The organism is Pseudarthrobacter defluvii (assembly GCF_030816725.1).
In the GTDB taxonomy this organism is placed as follows: Bacteria; Actinomycetota; Actinomycetes; order Actinomycetales; family Micrococcaceae; genus Arthrobacter; species Arthrobacter defluvii_A.
This window is the reverse complement of sequence record NZ_JAUSYG010000001.1, coordinates 2,983,329-3,000,169: the sequence shown is the minus strand read 5'-3', so window position 1 is coordinate 3,000,169 and position 16,841 is coordinate 2,983,329. Positions and strand designations below refer to the sequence as shown.

At 66.2% G+C, this 16,841-nt stretch carries 17 protein-coding genes; 8 read left to right on the top strand and 9 right to left on the bottom strand.

What is annotated here, in order from left to right:
• The first annotated feature begins 32 nt into the window (after positions 1-32).
• Together mca and QF031_RS13980 are read left to right on the top strand one after the other, a co-directional pair.
• Positions 33-938, top strand: a complete 906-nt coding sequence (gene mca / locus QF031_RS13985; RefSeq protein ID WP_307429190.1) for a mycothiol conjugate amidase Mca — start codon at positions 33-35, stop codon at positions 936-938.
• Between the two features lie 97 nt (positions 939-1,035).
• Positions 1,036-1,377, top strand: coding sequence for a hypothetical protein (locus tag QF031_RS13980; protein WP_307429186.1), 342 nt, complete (start codon positions 1,036-1,038; stop codon positions 1,375-1,377).
• A 76-nt stretch (positions 1,378-1,453) separates the two neighbouring features.
• Here QF031_RS13980 and trhA read toward each other — a convergent pair whose 3' ends face one another.
• Positions 1,454-2,194 carry a PAQR family membrane homeostasis protein TrhA gene (trhA, locus tag QF031_RS13975; RefSeq protein WP_307429183.1) on the bottom strand — a complete coding sequence of 247 codons (741 nt, stop codon included), beginning with the start codon at positions 2,192-2,194 and terminating at the stop codon, positions 1,454-1,456.
• A gap of 148 nt (positions 2,195-2,342) precedes the next feature.
• Between trhA and QF031_RS13970 the strand changes: the two genes are divergently transcribed.
• Together QF031_RS13970 and QF031_RS13965 are read left to right on the top strand one after the other, a co-directional pair.
• The gene (locus tag QF031_RS13970; protein ID WP_307433367.1) at positions 2,343-3,104 is read left to right on the top strand and encodes an isoprenyl transferase; all 762 of its coding nucleotides are present in this window, start codon (positions 2,343-2,345) and stop codon (positions 3,102-3,104) included.
• Between the two features lie 239 nt (positions 3,105-3,343).
• Positions 3,344-4,762, top strand: a complete 1,419-nt coding sequence (locus QF031_RS13965; protein WP_307429180.1) for a PhoH family protein — start codon at positions 3,344-3,346, stop codon at positions 4,760-4,762.
• A 234-nt stretch (positions 4,763-4,996) separates the two neighbouring features.
• Here QF031_RS13965 and QF031_RS13960 read toward each other — a convergent pair whose 3' ends face one another.
• Positions 4,997-5,644 (bottom strand): GNAT family N-acetyltransferase, encoded by a 648-nt coding sequence (locus QF031_RS13960; protein ID WP_307429177.1) that lies wholly within the window; start codon positions 5,642-5,644, stop codon positions 4,997-4,999.
• Between the two features lie 43 nt (positions 5,645-5,687).
• Positions 5,688-6,482: a hypothetical protein gene (locus tag QF031_RS13955; protein WP_307429174.1), complete on the bottom strand. Its 795-nt coding sequence runs from the start codon at positions 6,480-6,482 to the stop codon at positions 5,688-5,690.
• A gap of 60 nt (positions 6,483-6,542) precedes the next feature.
• Between QF031_RS13955 and QF031_RS13950 the strand changes: the two genes are divergently transcribed.
• Positions 6,543-7,088 carry a prepilin peptidase gene (locus tag QF031_RS13950; protein ID WP_307429171.1) on the top strand — a complete coding sequence of 182 codons (546 nt, stop codon included), beginning with the start codon at positions 6,543-6,545 and terminating at the stop codon, positions 7,086-7,088.
• Positions 7,089-7,133: 45 nt separating this feature from the next.
• A complete protein-coding gene (locus QF031_RS13945; RefSeq protein WP_307429167.1) occupies positions 7,134-7,604 on the top strand; it encodes an NUDIX hydrolase in 471 nt (156 codons plus the stop codon).
• A 150-nt stretch (positions 7,605-7,754) separates the two neighbouring features.
• Here QF031_RS13945 and QF031_RS13940 read toward each other — a convergent pair whose 3' ends face one another.
• The 5 genes from QF031_RS13940 to QF031_RS13920 form a co-directional block, all read right to left on the bottom strand.
• Positions 7,755-9,440 (bottom strand): MDR family MFS transporter, encoded by a 1,686-nt coding sequence (locus tag QF031_RS13940; protein WP_307429164.1) that lies wholly within the window; start codon positions 9,438-9,440, stop codon positions 7,755-7,757.
• The gene (locus QF031_RS13935) at positions 9,437-10,108 is read right to left on the bottom strand and encodes a TetR/AcrR family transcriptional regulator (RefSeq protein ID WP_307429161.1); all 672 of its coding nucleotides are present in this window, start codon (positions 10,106-10,108) and stop codon (positions 9,437-9,439) included. Before QF031_RS13935 ends, QF031_RS13940 begins: the two co-directional genes overlap by 4 nt.
• A gap of 134 nt (positions 10,109-10,242) precedes the next feature.
• Complete coding sequence (locus QF031_RS13930; protein WP_307429158.1) at positions 10,243-11,673, bottom strand: class II fumarate hydratase; 1,431 nt, start codon at positions 11,671-11,673, stop codon at positions 10,243-10,245.
• Between the two features lie 87 nt (positions 11,674-11,760).
• Positions 11,761-12,375, bottom strand: a complete 615-nt coding sequence (locus QF031_RS13925) for a carbonic anhydrase (RefSeq protein ID WP_307429155.1) — start codon at positions 12,373-12,375, stop codon at positions 11,761-11,763.
• 10 nt (positions 12,376-12,385) lie between these two features.
• Complete coding sequence (locus QF031_RS13920) at positions 12,386-13,066, bottom strand: DUF4245 domain-containing protein (protein ID WP_307433364.1); 681 nt, start codon at positions 13,064-13,066, stop codon at positions 12,386-12,388.
• 223 nt (positions 13,067-13,289) lie between these two features.
• On the opposite strand from QF031_RS13920, the gene glpX reads away from it, so the two are divergent.
• Complete coding sequence (gene glpX, locus QF031_RS13915; protein WP_307433361.1) at positions 13,290-14,312, top strand: class II fructose-bisphosphatase; 1,023 nt, start codon at positions 13,290-13,292, stop codon at positions 14,310-14,312.
• A gap of 88 nt (positions 14,313-14,400) precedes the next feature.
• Positions 14,401-15,456 carry a lipid II:glycine glycyltransferase FemX gene (locus QF031_RS13910; protein ID WP_307429153.1) on the top strand — a complete coding sequence of 352 codons (1,056 nt, stop codon included), beginning with the start codon at positions 14,401-14,403 and terminating at the stop codon, positions 15,454-15,456.
• Between the two features lie 91 nt (positions 15,457-15,547).
• On the opposite strand, the gene manA is transcribed toward QF031_RS13910, so the two are convergent.
• Positions 15,548-16,792, bottom strand: coding sequence for a mannose-6-phosphate isomerase, class I (manA, locus tag QF031_RS13905; RefSeq protein ID WP_307429152.1), 1,245 nt, complete (start codon positions 16,790-16,792; stop codon positions 15,548-15,550).
• Positions 16,793-16,841 lie beyond the last annotated feature (49 nt).

Below are 16,841 nucleotides of genomic sequence, written 5' to 3'. Positions count from 1 at the left end.
CCGCGAAAGAAGAATAAGGAGCCGTCCCTTCCATGACAGCCCCCAGCAACTCCCAGGTGCCGCTCCGGCTGCTCGCGGTCCACGCCCACCCGGATGACGAATCCAGCAAAGGCGCCGCGACCATGGCCATGTATGCGGCCGCCGGCGTGGACGTCCTGGTGGCAACGTGCACGGACGGGTCCCGGGGAGACATCCAGAACCCTGCTGTCGAAGGCGAACCGCACCCCAAGCGGGACATGGCGGGCGCGCGCAGGCTCGAGATGCAGCAGGCTGCCGCCATCCTGGGCATCCGCCAGAGGTGGCTCGGCTTCGTTGACTCCGGCCTGCCCGAAGGTGACCCGCTCCCGCCTCTACCTGCCGGATCCTTCGCCACCCTGCCGCTGCACCAGGCTGCGGCGCCGCTGGTACGGCTGGTGCGTTCCTTCAAGCCGCACGTCATCCTCAGCTATGACGAGAACGGCGGCTACCCGCACCCTGACCACATCATGGCGCACAGGGTGGCCGTTGAAGCCTTTGAAGCAGCGGGTGATCCCGACCGCTATCCGGAGGCGGGGGAGGCCTGGGAGCCCAGCAAGCTTTACTACGACCGTGCCTTCAGTCCCGAGCGGTTCCGGGCGCTGCACTTTGCGCTCGAGGAGGCTGGGCTGCAGTCCCCCTACGCTGAGCGGCTGGCTGCCTGGCTTGAGTCCGACGCCGAAGGACACACCCCGCCGCCCGCCGCGCACCCCACCACCACGCAGATCGATTGCGGCGACTTTTTCGAGATGCGCGACGACGCGCTGCGCGCCCACCGCACCCAGGTAGACCCCCTCGGCTTCTTCTTCGCTGTTTCCCCTGACATGCAGCGCCGTGTCTGGCCGTGGGAGGACTATTCGCTGATCCACTCGCGGGTGCACTCGGAACTCCCCGAGAAGGACCTGTTCGCAGGGCTAAGATAGGCAGGGCAGGCAACTTCTATCCCGCGTAGAAAATAGGCCCGTGACGGCACGGTCCGTCCGCTTCCTGCCGCATCCGTTCCACTAGAAGGTATCCACCGTGCATTCTCTGCTCCTAGCCCTCGCCACCACGCCAACCCCAATGCCCAGCCCGACGCTCCGGGACGGGATCTCCGAGGACCAGGTAACGCCGGGCCTGCTGGGCTTCATCATGACGGCCTTTTTTGTGGTGGCGACAGCCCTGCTCATTGTGGACATGGTGCGGCGGATCCGCAGGGTGCGCTACCGCGCCCAGGTGGAGGAAGAGCGCATGGCGGCGGCTGCTGCTGCGGACGTTGACGCTGAGGACGCCCGGGAGGGGCTCGACGGCGGCGCGCGGCCGGCAGCGCCCGACTCGAACGGAAACGGCCCGGTCGACGGGCTTTCGCGGCCGCGCGAGTAGGTACGTTCCGGGCCACGTGCAGTTCCTGGGACAGGGCAGTTCCTCGGACAGGACAGTCACTGGGAAAGGACAGGCCCTACGGAAGCACCGCCAGTGCGATCGCTGCGAAGTGGGCGGCGAAGGCGAACACGGTGAATGCGTGAAACAGTTCGTGGAAGCCGAAGTGGTGGTAGCTGAAATTGGGCTTTTTCAAGGCGTAGAAAACTGCGCCCGTGATGTAGAGGACACCGCCCACGCAGATCAGCACAGCCGCCGGGATGCTGGCCTGGAAGAACTGCGGCAGGTAGAAGAGGGCGCCGCAGCCCAGCGCGATGTAGATCGGCACGTAGAGCCAGCGGGGCGCGTCCGTCCACAGCAGCCGGAACAGCACGCCAAGGATGGCTCCGGCCCAGATCACCCATAGGAGCACCACCGCCTGCTGGCGTTCCAGGAGCGTCCACGCGAGCGGCGTGTAGGTGCCGGCGATCACCAGCATGATGTTGGTGTGGTCCAGGCGTTTGAGGACGAGCTTGACCTTGGGGGACCAGTTGCCGCGGTGGTAAACGGCGCTGACGCCGAACAGCAGCACGCCGGTGGCGGCATAAACAGCAGAGGTGATTTTGCGGTCCGTGGTGGGGGCAAGGGCCACCAGGATGATGCCGGCGGCCAGGGCCAGCGGCGCCGTAACCGTGTGGATCCAGCCCCTCCACTTCGGTTTGATCATCAGGAGTTCCGCGAGGCGGACGGCGGCGTCATCCACAGCGCTGGGTTCCGGTTCTGCGCCGGCGTTCCGGTCCTCCGGCTGGGGCGCAGGGGCCTTGGGAGAGTCGCTGTTCATGGGACCAGAATAACTTACGGACGGGTAAGTTACTCATCGGTAACATTTGCTGGACAGCCCTCCTCCGGTGCTGCGGGTCCCGGGGTTCCACGGGCGGTAGCCTAGGATGTGGATGTAGGTACGGCAGGAAAGTCAGGTGAGTGGACGCGTGGAGTTGCCCGGGTTCCTCTATGGCTATTACGAACGCCGGCTCCTCAAGGACCTCCCGCGGGACCGCATTCCCCGGCACATCGGCGTCATGGTGGACGGCAACCGCCGCTGGGCCAAGCAGTTCAATGCCCCCACCAGCCAGGGCCACCAGGCCGGCGCTGACAAGATCCACGAATTCCTCGGCTGGTGCCAGGAGCTTGGCGTCAAAGTAGTGACGCTGTACATGCTGTCCACGGACAACATGAACCGCTCCAGCGAGGAACTTGACCTCCTGATGGGCATCATCGCCAACACCCTGGACCGGCTGGACGAGGACGCAAACATTTCCGTCCATGCCATGGGTGCCCCTGAGCTGCTTCCGGACTACCTTGCGGAGCGGCTCAACAAGCTCACGGCCCGGACTCCCGTCCGGGAGAAGATCCACGTCAACGTGGCGGTTGGCTACGGCGGCCGCCGGGAGATCGTCGACGCCGTCCGCGAACTCCTGCACGACGCAGTCGCCAAGGGCAGGGACATCTCCAAGCTTGCCGATGACCTGTGCGTCGATGACATCTCACGCTTCCTGTACACCCGGGGCCAGCCGGACCCGGATCTTGTGATCAGGACGTCGGGGGAGCAGCGGCTGTCCGGGTTCCTGATGTGGCAGAGCGCCTACAGCGAGTTCTACTTCTGCGAGGCCCTCTGGCCTGCCTTCCGCAAGGTCGATTTCCTCCGCGCGCTGCGGGATTACGCCGGGCGGCAGCGGCGCTTCGGCGCCTGAAACCCCCGGTTCATCACGAGTTCATACATCCGCCGGAGAAATCGCCGTCAAATAGTTGCGGAAATGGGCTGCCGTGGATTTACGTTATATCCATCAGCAGGCAAAACCGCCGGCTGATCGGGGAGGCCAGTACATGGAGCGAAACATCGCGCCGGTTGTATGGGAGGCCGGACCCGGCCTCGTGGCCGAGCCGCCTCACCAATAACAATTCCGGGCTGGCGCCCGGGGCTGGAGTCGATGTGGCTACTTCTGAACAACTGCCCGAGGTCCTTGTTGGACGGGGCGGGAAAGCTACCTCTCGCGTTGAGCGAACCACCTTTGAAACCGGTGCGGCAACTGATGCTGCGGCCGGTTTTGCTGTTTCCGGAAGGGAAGCCGACATCCACACGTTCGTCATCGACACCTCCGTCCTGCTCTCCGACCCCCGCGCACTCCTGCGGTTCGCCGAACACGAGGTGGTTGTTCCCGTCGTCGTGATCACCGAACTCGAAGCCAAGCGGCACGACCCCGAACTCGGCTACTTCGCCCGGAAGGCGCTGCGGCTCCTGGACGACCTTAGGGTCAAACACGGCGGCCTGAACCAGCCCCTGCCCATCGGCGACGAGGGCGGCACCCTCATGGTGGAGCTCAACCACATCTCCGCCGAGGTGCTGCCGCTGGGCTTCCGCAGCGGTGACAACGACAGCCGCATCCTCGCCGTGGCCAAGAACCTGGCCAACGAGGGACGCACCGTCACCGTTGTCTCGAAGGACCTCCCCATGCGGGTCAAAGCCTCCGCCATGGGACTGACCGCTGATGAGTACCGCAACGAACTGGTCAAAGACTCCGGCTGGACGGGCGTCGCCGAAATCGAAGCAAACGAGCAGGAGATCTCCACCCTCTACGGACACGAACCCGTCTTCATCCCCGCCGCAGCCGAACTGCCCGTCAACACCGGGCTCGTGCTGCTCTCCAACCGGGGTTCAGCCCTCGGCCGGGTGGGCTCCGACAAGCAGGTGCGCCTGGTCAAGGGCGATCGTGACGTGTTCGGACTCCACGGCCGGTCCGCCGAGCAGCGGCTGGCCATCGACCTGCTGATGGATCCGTCGGTGGGCATCGTTTCCATGGGAGGCCGCGCCGGCACCGGCAAATCGGCGCTGGCCCTCTGCGCAGGCCTCGAAGCGGTGCTGGAACGCCGCGAACACCGCAAAGTGATTGTCTTCCGGCCCCTCTACGCCGTGGGCGGCCAGGAACTCGGCTACCTGCCGGGCTCCGAGTCCGAGAAAATGAACCCCTGGGCGCAGGCAGTCTTTGACACCCTCGGCGCGCTGGTCAGCCAGGAAGTGGTGGAAGAGGTCATGGACCGCGGCATGCTCGAGGTCATGCCGCTGACCCACATCCGCGGACGCTCCCTCCACGACGCTTTCGTGATCGTCGACGAGGCCCAGTCCCTCGAAAAGAACGTCCTGCTCACCGTCATGAGCCGCATCGGCCAGAATTCCAAGATCGTCCTGACCCACGACGTCGCCCAACGCGACAACCTCCGCGTCGGACGGCACGACGGAATCGCCGCCGTCGTCGAAACCCTGAAAGGACACCCCCTCTTCGGCCACGTCACCCTGACCCGCTCCGAACGCTCGCCCATCGCAGCCCTCGTCACGGAGCTCCTGGAGGGCTAACGGGGGTGCATGGGGCACCCTTCCTCTGCGTGCTGGCTCGTTCCTCGCCTTTGACGCACGCTGCCGGAAGGCTGCCACACGCCCGAGCCGGGTTGCGGCCCTTCTCGTAGGAGCGCATCGCCGTAAGCGTCGTTCCGAGGGCCCCGAGGCGAGCTTGCGAGCCTTGGGAAGGAACCTACGCGCTAAGCGACGGAGAAGGACCGTGGCCCGGCGAACCCAGCCACGGACAGGCACTCAGGTGACGTGAAGGAACCTCGCCGCCGCTTCGTGGCCCTGGACTTGCAACTCCCAGTCAGGGCGCTTGAATGTTTCCGGGGTGACCCGGACGTGCTGGACTGTTTCGACTTTGGTGCCCCAGGCTTTGCGGGTGGTGCCGTTGGGTTCGTAGCCGAGGGTGCGGGAGACGCCGAGGGAGGCGCTGTTCCAGGCGGCGGCTTCTGATTCGGCTACTTCAGCGCCCAGCCAGTCGAAGGCCCAGAGGACGACGGCGGCGCGCATCTCCTTGCCCAGGCCCCGCCCGTGTACGGACTGCTTGAGCCAGGAACCGGTGGTGACCGTCTTCAGCACCGCGAAGTCCTTCGCGCCCACGTCCTGGCAGCCGATGAACTGGCCGTCGTGCCAGATTCCCAGGAGCAGCGTCCAGTTCTCCGGCGTGAACCCGCCGCGGCAACGCCAGTACCAGCGGGCCATGTTGGAGCCGAGCTCGTCGCCGGGCAGCTCCGTCCAGGGAGCGCTGAAGGGGTTCCTGTCCGGTTGGTGGATGCCGCTGCGGGCGGCGTCGACGGCTGCAGGGATGTCCTCGTCGGTGATGGGGCGGAGTTCCAGCCGTGGCGTGGTCAGTGCCAGATCGAAAAGGGGCCAGATGGAACTCATCGTCGTCATCCGCGAAGCCTAACGGATGGGCCTCCAGCAGGACCTGTCACGCTCAGGCGGGGATGTCCCAGCTGATGTGCCTGCGGACGTCGGTGAGGTTCATGGACTGGGCCAGGAACAGGTCGTCGAGCATGTACTCGTCAACTGCAATGATCCGGATCCAGTGGCCGTACTCTTGAGTTTCCGGCTCCAGGGACTGGCTGGACACACAGACTCCGGTGCCCAGGTCGACCCGGAGCCGGGAAATTCCGGGAAGGCACAGCGGAGCGGCGGGATCAACGGGAAGGTAGGACGGGTTGGGGGACACCACGGCTTCCAGGACGGGCCGGCCTTCGTGGTCGGCGTAGCGCACGTCGCGGACATCCAGCGCGTTGCTGCCGGGAAACTCGATGGGCACCGGGGCGTTGCCCGCGAGCTCCACCGGGTCCAGCGCGGCGGAAAAGCGGCCGTTGCCGAATCCGGGCTCGCCGTAGGCGGCTTCGGGCCGGCGGCGCACCAGCCCGCCGTCGTCGTACACGGGGGTGACCAGGTGTGGCGGCAGGAGCCAGGACTTGCGGGTGGCGCTCACGTAGAAAACGTCCCTGGAATCGTTGATTCCCGTGGTGCTGTGCAGGACCAGGCCTTCCGGGCTTTCCAGGCGAAGCGCCCCGGGCCGGCGCAACCAGGCACGGACAAAAGGAGTGCCGGGAGCGGGCGCTGATGCAAATGCCTGGTCCCAGTACTCAAACCTCAGCGACTGCCACTTCCAGGGGGATGACCGGCACAGATTCCGGAACACAGCGGCCAGGTCCGCGGGGGCGGCAGGAGAACCCTGAACGGGGCGACGGCGGGAGTCCCAGGTGGACATACCCACATTTTACGCGGGGGTGCTTCGGCTGGAATGGGTGGATCCAGTAGCATCCGAGGGGTGATCGGACGACTCGGCGACCTCTGGCAGCACACCCCGCTTGCCTTCTGGCTGGTCCTGGCGGCCTGCCTGTACTTTGCGGTGATGGCCGTCCGGCTCACCATCATCGACGTCCGGCACCACCTCCTGCCCAACAGGATCGTCTTCCCGTCCTACGCCGTGGCGGGCGCACTCCTGCTCGCGGCAGCCGCCGTTGCGTGGGCCAGCCCGCTCCCGGCCGCAGGGACCGGCGGCGGAATCCTGGCCATTCCTGCCCTCCGCGTGGTGGCGGGGGCCGGAATCCTGTGGCTGTTCTACTTCGTTTTGCGGTTTGTCTATCCGCCGGGCATGGGGTTTGGTGACGTCAAGCTTGCAGGTGTCCTGGGCATGTACCTTGGCTACCTCAGCTGGGGGCACCTGTTCGCGGGAACCTTCCTCGCGTTCCTGCTGGGTGGCCTGTGGTCCTTGGCTCTCCTCGCGGCCCGGCGGGGAACCCTCAAGTCGTCCATTCCGTTCGGCCCGTTCATGCTCGCCGGGACCGCGGCCGCCATGCTGCTGCCCGCCTGAGGGACCTGCGAAGTCCGGCATACCCCGGTTGGATAGGCTGTGGTTATGCCTGCACCTGAATACGTCCTGAAGCTGCGCAAGAAGATCGGCAACGATCCCCTCTGGGTTCCCGGTGTCCGCGGCGTGGTGGTCGATGACAGCGGCCGCATCCTGCTGGCCCAGCGGGCGGACAACCGGCAGTGGGCACTGATTAGCGGCATGCTGGACCCGGGGGAGCAGCCCGCGCGGGGCCTGATCCGGGAGATCTTCGAGGAAACTGCCGTGGTGGCGGAGGCCGAACGTGTGGTGTCAGTGGGTGCCGTGGGCCCGGTCACTTATCCCAACGGTGATGTCTGCGAGTTCCTGGACGTGGTGTTCCTGTGCCGGTACGTCTCCGGGGAGGCCAGGGTCAATGACGATGAATCCCTGGCTGTTGGCTGGTTCGGCTTGGAAGAACTTCCCGAACTCATGCCCGGGCACCTGACCAGCATCCGCCAGGCGCTGGCACCCTCAGGGGCCGTCCACTTCGAGCCGTAGCGCCTCCTGCGGGGGCGGCGCAGGCGGAAATGAAACAGGGGCGCCGCAACCCCCAAGATTGCGGCGACCCTGTTGGTCTCTTGCCTGCCGCCCGAAGGCGCCGCCATGGCAGCCACGCCGGCTGCGGGCTGGGCGAGGCGTCCGACGCCGTCAGCGGCCCTGGGAAACCAGCTCGCCGTCGTCGTCCTTCACAACGTCCCCGTCACGTCCCGCTTCCACGGCGCCGGCGCTGGTGCCCGGGAGGCCCGCGGCGAGCCGCTCGGCTTCCTCCCCGCCCACTGCCTCTCCGCGTGCCACCATACCGGCGGTGTCCGACAGCGGAATCTGCTTCAGCGTGATGGCCAGGAGCAGCGCCACGGCGATGAAGGGGAGCAGGTACCAGAACACCGGGGCCAGGGAGTCCGCGTAGGCGTTCACGATGGCGTCCCGGAGCTGTTCGGGCAGCTGGTTCAGCGCCTGCGGATCCAGGGTGCGGGTGGACTGCCCGGCCTGCTCGACCGATGCACCCGCCCCGGTGAAGGCGTTGGTGAGGGCTTCGGAGAGCCGGGTGGTGAAGATCGAGCCGAAGACCGCCACGCCCATCGCGGCACCCACCTCGCGGAAGTAGTTGTTGGTGCTGGTGGCGGTGCCGATCTGGTCTGCCGGGACGGAGTTCTGCACCACCAGGACCACCACCTGCATGATCAGGCCCAGGCCCGCTCCGAAGACGAACAGCTGGAGGCAGATGACCCAAATGGGGGTGCTGGCGGCCAGGGTGGTCATCCACAGCATCGCCGCCAGGGTGAGGACCGCACCCAGGATGGGGAACATCTTGTACTTGCCGGTCTTGGAGATCCGGATGCCCGAGTAGATGGAGGTGCCCATGAGGCCGGCCATCATCGGGAGCATCAGCAGTCCCGATTCTGCGGCGGACGTGCCGGAGGACATCTGGAGGAAGGTGGGGACAAAGGCAATGGCCGAGAACATGCCCAGGCCCAGCGTGAAGCCGATGGCAGTGGCGTTGATGAAGATTCGGTTGCGGAACAGACTGAGCGGGATGATGGGATCCTCCGCCCGGCGCTCCACCAGCACGAATGCGGCGGCGGACAGCAGCAGGCCGGCACCAAAGGCCCAGGTGAGCGGGGAATCCCAGCCCTCGTCCTTCTTGCCGCCAAAATCAGTAAAGAAGATCAGGCAGGTGGTGGCGGCGGACAGCAGCACAACGCCAAGGACGTCGATCCGCTTTTCGGCCTTCTTGTTGGGCAGCGTCAGGGCAAACCAGGCAATCGCGAACGCTGCCAGGCCCACGGGGATGTTGATGTAGAAGGCCCATTCCCAGGTGAGGTGGTCCACGAAGAAGCCGCCCAGGAGGGGACCGGCCACGGCTGACAGGCCGAAGATGGCGCCCAGCGGACCCATGTACTTGCCGCGGTCCTTTGCCGGCACGATGTCGGCGATGATCGCCTGGGAGAGGATCATCAGGCCGCCGCCGCCCAGGCCCTGGATGGCGCGGAAGATGACGAAGCCCCAGAAGTCGGTGGCCAGGGCGCAGCCCACGGATGCCAGGGTGAAGAGCGCGATGGCCACAAGGAAGAGGTTGCGCCGGCCCAGGATGTCACCGAACTTGCCGTAGATGGGCATCACGATGGTGGTGGCCAGCAGGTAGGCGGTGGTGATCCAGGCCTGGTGCTCCACGCCGCCGAGCTTGCCCACGATGGTGGGCATGGCCGTGGAGACGATGGTCTGGTCCAGGCTGGAGAGCAGCATTCCGGCGATCAGCGCGGAGAAAATGATCCAGATGCGTTTCTGCGTCAACAGCAGGGGCCCTGCCGGCGCCTTGGCGGTGGCGGTACTCATGATTGTCCTTTTGCGGTGATGGGATCCGACATGTCGAAGGGCTGGGAGAAGAGCAGGCTGGCGGCAGAAATGTTCTCCAGCAGCAGGTCCGGGTAGCTCCGGGTGTTGCCGTCCGAGAAGTAGGCCATGCTGCTCTTGCGGGCGATGGTGCTGAGCAGCACCACGGCCATCTGTACTACGGGGTGGTCAGGGGCCACGCCTTCACGCCGGGCAACGTCCCTGGCGAACTGCGCTTCCCGCTGTTCCGTGGCCCCGATGATTTTCAGGATGAGCTGCGGTTCCTTCTTCACCACGCCGATCAGCTGCCGGGTCTCCTCCTCGGAAGCCGACATAGCCTCTGCCAGGCGGAGCGAGAGCCGGACCAGGTCGCGGAACAGGGTGGGGGAGATTTCACCGGCGGGCGAGTCCGCGCCACCGGCCACGAATTCCTCAACGACATCTGACGGGACGTCGTCGTCGGCGTGGCCGATGATGGCGTCTTCCTTCGTGGGGAAGTAGTTGAAGAAGGTCCGGCGGGAAATGCCGGCGGCCTCGCACACTTCCTCCACCGTGTAGCCGGTCAGACCGCGTTCGCTGGTAAGGGCGCGGGCGGTCGAGGTGATGGCGGCGCGGGTTGCGGCACGTTTGCGCTCACGGAGGCCGGAATCAGGTGTTGCACTATCAGTCACAAAGTAAAGTTTTGCACTTATCTGAATTGAGTGCAAACTTGTCCTTCGCGCGGTTAAAGTACGACGGCGGCCGCCCACCTTCGCTGGGAAGGTGGGCGGCCGCCGTCGTGCTTATCGCGGTGCTGCTTGAGGCGTTACTGGGCCTTGTGCGCCGGGGCCGTCATGGTGGTGACGTCCAGTGCCTTGTCGAGGTCTGCCTCGGAGACCTTGCCCTCGCCTTCGCCGACGAAACCGAGCTTCTCGGTGGCCTGGCGGATGGTCAGGCCCTCCTTGACGGCGGTCTTGGCGATCTTGGCGGCGTTCTCGTAGCCGATGTACTTGTTCAGCGGCGTGACGATCGAGGGGGAGGCCTCGGCCAGGAAGCGGGCGCGCTCCACGTTGGCGGTGATGCCGTCGATCATCTTGTCCGCCATGACGCGGCTGGTGTTGGCCAGCAGGCGGATGGACTCGAGCAGGTTGGCGGCCATCACGGGGATGCCGACGTTGAGCTCGAAGGCGCCGTTGGTGCCGGACCAGGCGATGGCGGTGTCGTTGCCGATGACCTGGGCAGCCACCATGATGGAGGCCTCGCAGATCACCGGGTTGACCTTGCCGGGCATGATGGAGGAGCCGGGCTGCAGATCGGGAAGCGCGATTTCGCCCAGGCCCGTGTTGGGGCCCGAACCCATCCAGCGGAGGTCGTTGTTGATCTTCATGAACGAGATGGCGATGTTGCGCAGCTGGCTGGACGCCTCGATCAGGCCGTCGCGGTTGGCCTGGGCCTCGAAGTGGTCGCGGGCCTCGGTCAGCGGCAGGCCGGTGTCCGTGGCGAGCAGCTCGATGACGCGCTCGGGGAAACCGGCGGGGGTGTTGATGCCGGTGCCCACGGCGGTGCCGCCCAGGGGAACCTCTGCCACGCGGGGGAGCGAGGCGTTGATGCGCTCGATGCCGTAGCGGACCTGTGCGGCGTAGCCGCCGAATTCCTGGCCCAGGGTCACCGGGGTGGCGTCCATGAGGTGGGTTCGGCCGGACTTGACGACGTCCTTGAACTCAACGGCCTTGCGTTCCAGCGACTCTGCCAGGTAGCCCAGGGCGGGGATGAGGTCGTTGATCAGCGCGGAGGTGGCGGCCACGTGCACAGACGTGGGGAACACGTCGTTGGAGGACTGCGAAGCGTTGACGTGGTCGTTGGGGTGGACCACCTTGTCGCTGCCCGCGGCCTTCAGCGCACGCGTGGCCAGCTCTGCCAGGACCTCGTTTGTGTTCATGTTCGAGGACGTGCCGGAACCGGTCTGGAAGACGTCGATGGGGAAGTCGCCGTCGTACTTACCGGCGGCCACCTCATCGGCAGCGTCAGCAATCGCCTTGGCCAGCTCGCCATCGAGCACGCCCAGTTCTGCGTTGGCCTGGGCTGCAGCCTTCTTGACCCGGGCCAGCGCCTCGATGTGGGTGCGCTCCAGGGTCTTGCCGGAAATGGGAAAGTTCTCCACTGCCCGCTGCGTCTGCGCGCGGTACAGTGCGTTCACGGGGACGCGGACTTCGCCCATCGTGTCATGTTCAATGCGGAACTCTTCAGTGGAAGTCATGGGGCTAGCTTATGGCTCCCGGGCGCCCCATCGAAAACCGTTAAGGGAGCATCGCCGGCGGCCCGCTGGGCCGCCGGCGCAGGGGTCCTAGAGCTCGCCGATTCCGGAAACAAGGTCGGCGCGGCCCTCTGCCAGCCGGTAGGAGAGACCGATGACTGCGGTCCGGCCTTCCTCGATTGCGGTGGAAATCACACGCGAGCTGTCCGCGAGGCGCTGCGACATCTGCTTGACGTTTTCCACCACCATGTCGTTGACCTCGGTCTGGTTGTTCCGCAGCGAGGTGAGGACGGAGGGGGTGATGCGTTCCACGAGGTCGCGGATGAATCCCGCCGGCATCTCGCCGGTCTCCACGGCGTCCCGGGTGGCCGTGACGGCACCACAGCTGTCGTGCCCAAGCACCACGATCAGCGGCACCCCCAGCACGGCGACGCTGTACTCCAGGGACCCTAGGACGGCGTCGTCAATTACCTGCCCGGCGGTGCGGACCACGAAGACGTCGCCCAGGCCGACGTCGAAAATAATCTCGGCCGCAAGCCGGGAGTCGGAGCAGCCGAAGATCACCGCGAACGGATTCTGGGTCTCCACCAGCGACGAACGCCGGGAAGCGTTCTGGTTCGGATGGGAGGACTCGCCGTTTATGAAACGTTCGTTGCCTTCGCGCAGGCGGCGCCATGCCAGTGCAGGGGTCAGGTTAGTAGCCATGCTTACTACATTAAGGCGCGGCAGGGGCGGAGGGGGAAACTGTGACGGCCGGGTTGGCGTCGAGGGAGGTGACGACGGCGGCAGCAAGGGCTGCGAATTCGTCCAGTTGGGCAGCGCCGGAGAGGATGACGGTGCTGCCGCGGTAGTTTAGGACCAACGACTTTTCGCCCTTGCCGGTGTCCCGCAGTTCCCATTCCTGGCCGCCGGCATTCCGGGAACCTGTGACGGGGGCATTCCTGGTTTGCTGGAGGAGCCAGGTGGGGTTCGATTTCGTGGTCTGCACCAAAGAGATGAAGGACGTCTTTGGGGTCAGGTAGCCGACCTCCCACGTGGGCACGCCGCTGCCTGTCCCCGCCTCCCACCTGGCATAGTTCGCGCGGAACGCGTTGCCGGTGTCCGGCGCAACCGGTGTGAATCCAGCCACATCCGCCGCGTTCCGTGCCACGGACGCAACATCGATGTCCGGCCGGTAGCCGTCCCCCTTGGGCTGGGGATTCATGAGGACAACGGGCAGGAACGCCGCAATGCTGAGCGCGAGGGCGATGATCATGCCGATCACCGAGGCGTTGGCCCGCTTGGCGGCGGCTGCCGGAATGACGGGCTTAACCGGCGTGTCCGCACTGCCCCCGGCAGCAGCGGGGCGGCCTTCGGGCTGCGGCTGGCCGGAGCTGGGACTGGTGGCTTCCTGCATGTCATTCACCCCTCTATAGTCGCCCATCCCGGAGCCGGACTTCCATTCGGGCCCGGTCCGCGCCCACCGCCGGCCGCAATGCACATTTCGTGGTTGCGTCACGGGCCGCCCGTGGCGCGGTGCCGCGACTATGATCGATAGCAGAGGAATCACCGTCTGCTGCACCGGCGGGCGGGTTCAATGATCGCCACTCGAAGAAGAGGTTCACGTGTCACCAACGTCCATGACCCAGAAGTACTCCACGATTTCACCGTCCCTTGCGGTGGGCCACGACGAGCCGGACCGCAACCTTGCCCTTGAACTTGTCCGCGTCACCGAGGCCGCGGCCATTGCCGGCGGCCACTGGGTTGGTTTCGGCGACAAGAACACCGCCGACGGCGCCGCTGTCGACGCCATGCGTTCCTTCCTGCAGACCGTCCACTTCAACGGCGTCGTGGTGATCGGCGAGGGCGAAAAGGACGAAGCCCCCATGCTGTTCAACGGTGAGCGCGTCGGCGACGGCACCGGCCCCGAGGTGGACGTCGCCGTTGATCCGATCGACGGAACACGGCTGACCGCCCTGGGCATCAACAACGCCCTGGCGGTCCTGGCTGTGGCTGAGCGCGGCTCCATGTTCGACCCCTCCGCCGTGTTCTACATGGAAAAGCTCGTCACCGGCCCCGAAGCCGCGGACATGGTGGACCTTCGCCTGCCGGTCAAGCAGAACCTGCACCTGATCGCCAAGGCCAAGGGCGTGAAGGTCAACCAGCTCAACGTCATGATCCTTGACCGCGACCGCCACCGCCCGTTGGTGGAGGAGATCCGGGAAGCCGGGGCACGCACCAAGTTCATCATGGACGGCGACGTTGCCGGCGCCATCGCGGCCGCCCGCTCCGGTACCGGCGTGGACGCGCTCATGGGCATCGGCGGCACCCCCGAGGGCATCGTGGCGGCCTGCGCCATCAAGTCCCTGGGCGGCGTCATCCAGGGCCGCCTCTGGCCCACCAGTGACGAAGAGAAGCAGAAGGCGCTCGACGCCGGGCACGACCTCGAGCGGGTGCTTTCCACCAACGACCTCGTCTCCAGCGACAACTGCTACTTCGCCGCCACCGGCATCACCGACGGCGACCTGCTCAAGGGCGTGCGCTACTCCAAGGACAAGGTCCTCACCCAGTCCATCGTGATGCGCTCCAAGTCGGGCACCATCCGGTTTGTTGAGGGCGAGCACCAGGCCAGCAAGTGGGAGAACTACGCCCGCAAGAGCTGATTCGCAGCGAAAGCCGATGTCAGAGCCCCGGGGCGCCGCGTGCGCACCCGGGGCTTTGCCGTTTACGCGTTGGTATAGGGTTTAAGCCATGATTCCTGCTGTTGTGCCCTGTACTGACCGCGCCCTTTGGGACGAGCATGTTGACCGGTTCCAGGGGCATCCGCAACAGCTGTGGGGCTGGGGTGCGACCAAGGCAGCCCACGGCTGGTCCGTGGACCGGGTCCTGGTCAAGGCCGGAGACGAAACCATCGGGGCAGCCCAGTTGCTGGTCCGCAGGCTTCCCGTCCCGTTCCGGGCGCTGGTCTACATCCCGCGCGGCCCCATGTGTTCCGCCGAGAACACCCAGGTGGTCCTCAACCGGCTGGCCGAACACGCCGCCCTTCGGCACCGGGGCGTGGCCCTCAGCATCGAACCTGACTGGGACCGCGACTCCGCTTTCGCCGGCGCCGTTGCTGCCGCCGGGTTCCGGGAGTCCACCAACACCGTGCTCATCCCGCGCACGCTCATCCTGGACCTCACCCGGTCCGACGACGAGCTGATGGCCGAGATGTCCAAGTCCACGCGGGCCAACATCCGCAAGGCGATGCGCAGCGACGTGGAGTTCCGCAAGGTCAAGAACGAGTCCGAGCTGGAACAGGTCCTGGCCATCTACCATCAGACCGCCGAGCGGGCGGGCTTCGGCATCCATGAGGACCAGTACTACCGCGACATCTTCCGCAACCTCGGTGACGCTTCGCCGATCATCGGCGCGTTCGACGGCGAGCAGCTGCTGGCGTTCACGTGGCTGTCGCGCAGCGGCGCAACCGCCTTCGAACTGTACGGGGGCGTCTCAGCTGAAGGGCAGAAGCAGCGCGTGAACTACGGCGTAAAGTGGGCGGCCCTGCAGTCCATGCGCGAGGACGGCTGCAGCCGGTACGACTTCAACGGCCTGCTCAACGACGGCATCTCCGACTTCAAGAAGCAGTTCGCCCGGCACGAAAACATGCTGCTGGGCACGTGGGAAAAGCCCCTGTCGCCCTTCTACCCCGCGTATGCCAAGGCCATGCCCCTGGCGCGCAAGGGCCTCCAGCAGGGGCGCCAGCTGGTGAAAAGCGCAGCCGGGCGGGTCCTACCGATGGTCCGGAAGCTGCGTCCAGGCAGCTGACTGGGCCAGGACGACCGGACCAATGCAGAAGGGCGCCGGTGCACCCGGTGGGTGCCGCCGTCGCCCTTCTGTGTTGCTGTGGTGGCGCCGGTTAGAGCCCGGTAGTGACGGCGAACGCCAGGGCAGGCTCCGTGCTTCCGGCCACCCCGTGGACATTGATCGGGGCGTCCGCGGCCGGGATGAACGCAGCGCCGCCCCGGGACAGCTGCAGGTCGCCCTTGGGGGAATCGAGGTACACCTCGCCGGCCACCACAATCACTACAGCCGGACCCGCCTGGGCCAGCGGAACCGGTCCAGCGTCCGGCCCCAGCTCGATGCGCTGCAGCTGGAACTCCTTGAACGGCGGACGGAACAGCTCCTGGTCCATCACCGTCTTCTCAGCGTCCAGCATGGGCACGGCCACCGGACGGAAGTCGACGGTGCGCAGCAGCTCCGGGACGTCCACGTGCTTGGGCGTCAGGCCGCCGCGCAGGACGTTGTCAGAGGAGGCCATGACCTCCACACCCAGCCCATGCAGGTACGCGTGCACGTTCCCCGCGGGAAGGTAGACAGCTTCTCCGGGTTTCAGCGAAATCCTGTTCAGCAGCAGCGAGATCAGGACACCGGGGTCACCCGGGTACTTTTCGTTGAGGCTGATGACGGTGCGCAGCTCGGCCTGGTACGGCTCAAGCGCCGCACCGGACAGCAGGGCTTCCACCACCAGGGCCGTGTCCTCTGCCACGCCCTGGCCGCCGGTGATCAGCCGCTCAAAGGCGCGGCGCAGTCCTGCGCTTTCGTCCGTGGCGGCGAGGTCGTCAATCAGGGCCTGGAGCAGCGCGGGGGAGGAGGCTCCCTCGGGGAAGGCGCCGGCAACGCGCTGCAGGATCTCCCGGGTCTCAGCGGCGGGACGGAACCCGCACAGCGCCTCGAACGGAGTAAGCGCGAAGATCATCTCCGGCTTGTGGTTGTCATCCCTGTAGTTCCGGTTCGGGGCATGGGGATCAATCCCGGCACCGTTTTCCCGGGCGAATCCCTCCCGCGCCTGTTCCAGGCTCGGGTGGACCTGGAGCGAGAGCGGCTGCGCGGCCGCGAGGATCTTGGCGAGGAACGGCAGGCGCGGGCCGAAAGCGGAAATGGATTCCGCGCCGAGGAAATGCTCCGGATCCGACGAAATCAGGGCATCGACCGGACGCCGGCTCCCGTCCTCCGGCAGGCGGGCCACCGACGGCGAGTCCGGGTGGGCGCCGATCCACAGCTCGGCTTCCGGGCCCCCCGACTCGGGACGGCCCAGCAGCGAGGCGATGGCCGTCGTCGAACCCCAGGCGTAGTCCCGCAGGACGTTCTCAATCTCGTACAAAACCGTTCCGTTCCTTGGTGGATGGGCACTGATGATTGGCTGGCCGCTG

Coding starts and splice junctions, on each gene's coding strand:
- QF031_RS13910 (WP_307429153.1), top strand. CDS start 14,401: ATGATTCCTGCTGTTGTGCCCTGTACTGACCGCGCCCTTTGGGACGAG.
- QF031_RS13925 (WP_307429155.1), bottom strand. CDS start 12,375: ATGGCTACTAACCTGACCCCTGCACTGGCATGGCGCCGCCTGCGCGAA.
- mca (WP_307429190.1), top strand. CDS start 33: ATGACAGCCCCCAGCAACTCCCAGGTGCCGCTCCGGCTGCTCGCGGTC.
- trhA (WP_307429183.1), bottom strand. CDS start 2,194: ATGAACAGCGACTCTCCCAAGGCCCCTGCGCCCCAGCCGGAGGACCGG.
- QF031_RS13955 (WP_307429174.1), bottom strand. CDS start 6,482: ATGTCCACCTGGGACTCCCGCCGTCGCCCCGTTCAGGGTTCTCCTGCC.
- QF031_RS13920 (WP_307433364.1), bottom strand. CDS start 13,066: ATGCAGGAAGCCACCAGTCCCAGCTCCGGCCAGCCGCAGCCCGAAGGC.
- glpX (WP_307433361.1), top strand. CDS start 13,290: ATGACCCAGAAGTACTCCACGATTTCACCGTCCCTTGCGGTGGGCCAC.
- QF031_RS13945 (WP_307429167.1), top strand. CDS start 7,134: ATGCCTGCACCTGAATACGTCCTGAAGCTGCGCAAGAAGATCGGCAAC.
- QF031_RS13940 (WP_307429164.1), bottom strand. CDS start 9,440: ATGAGTACCGCCACCGCCAAGGCGCCGGCAGGGCCCCTGCTGTTGACG.
- QF031_RS13930 (WP_307429158.1), bottom strand. CDS start 11,673: ATGACTTCCACTGAAGAGTTCCGCATTGAACATGACACGATGGGCGAA.
- QF031_RS13960 (WP_307429177.1), bottom strand. CDS start 5,644: ATGACGACGATGAGTTCCATCTGGCCCCTTTTCGATCTGGCACTGACC.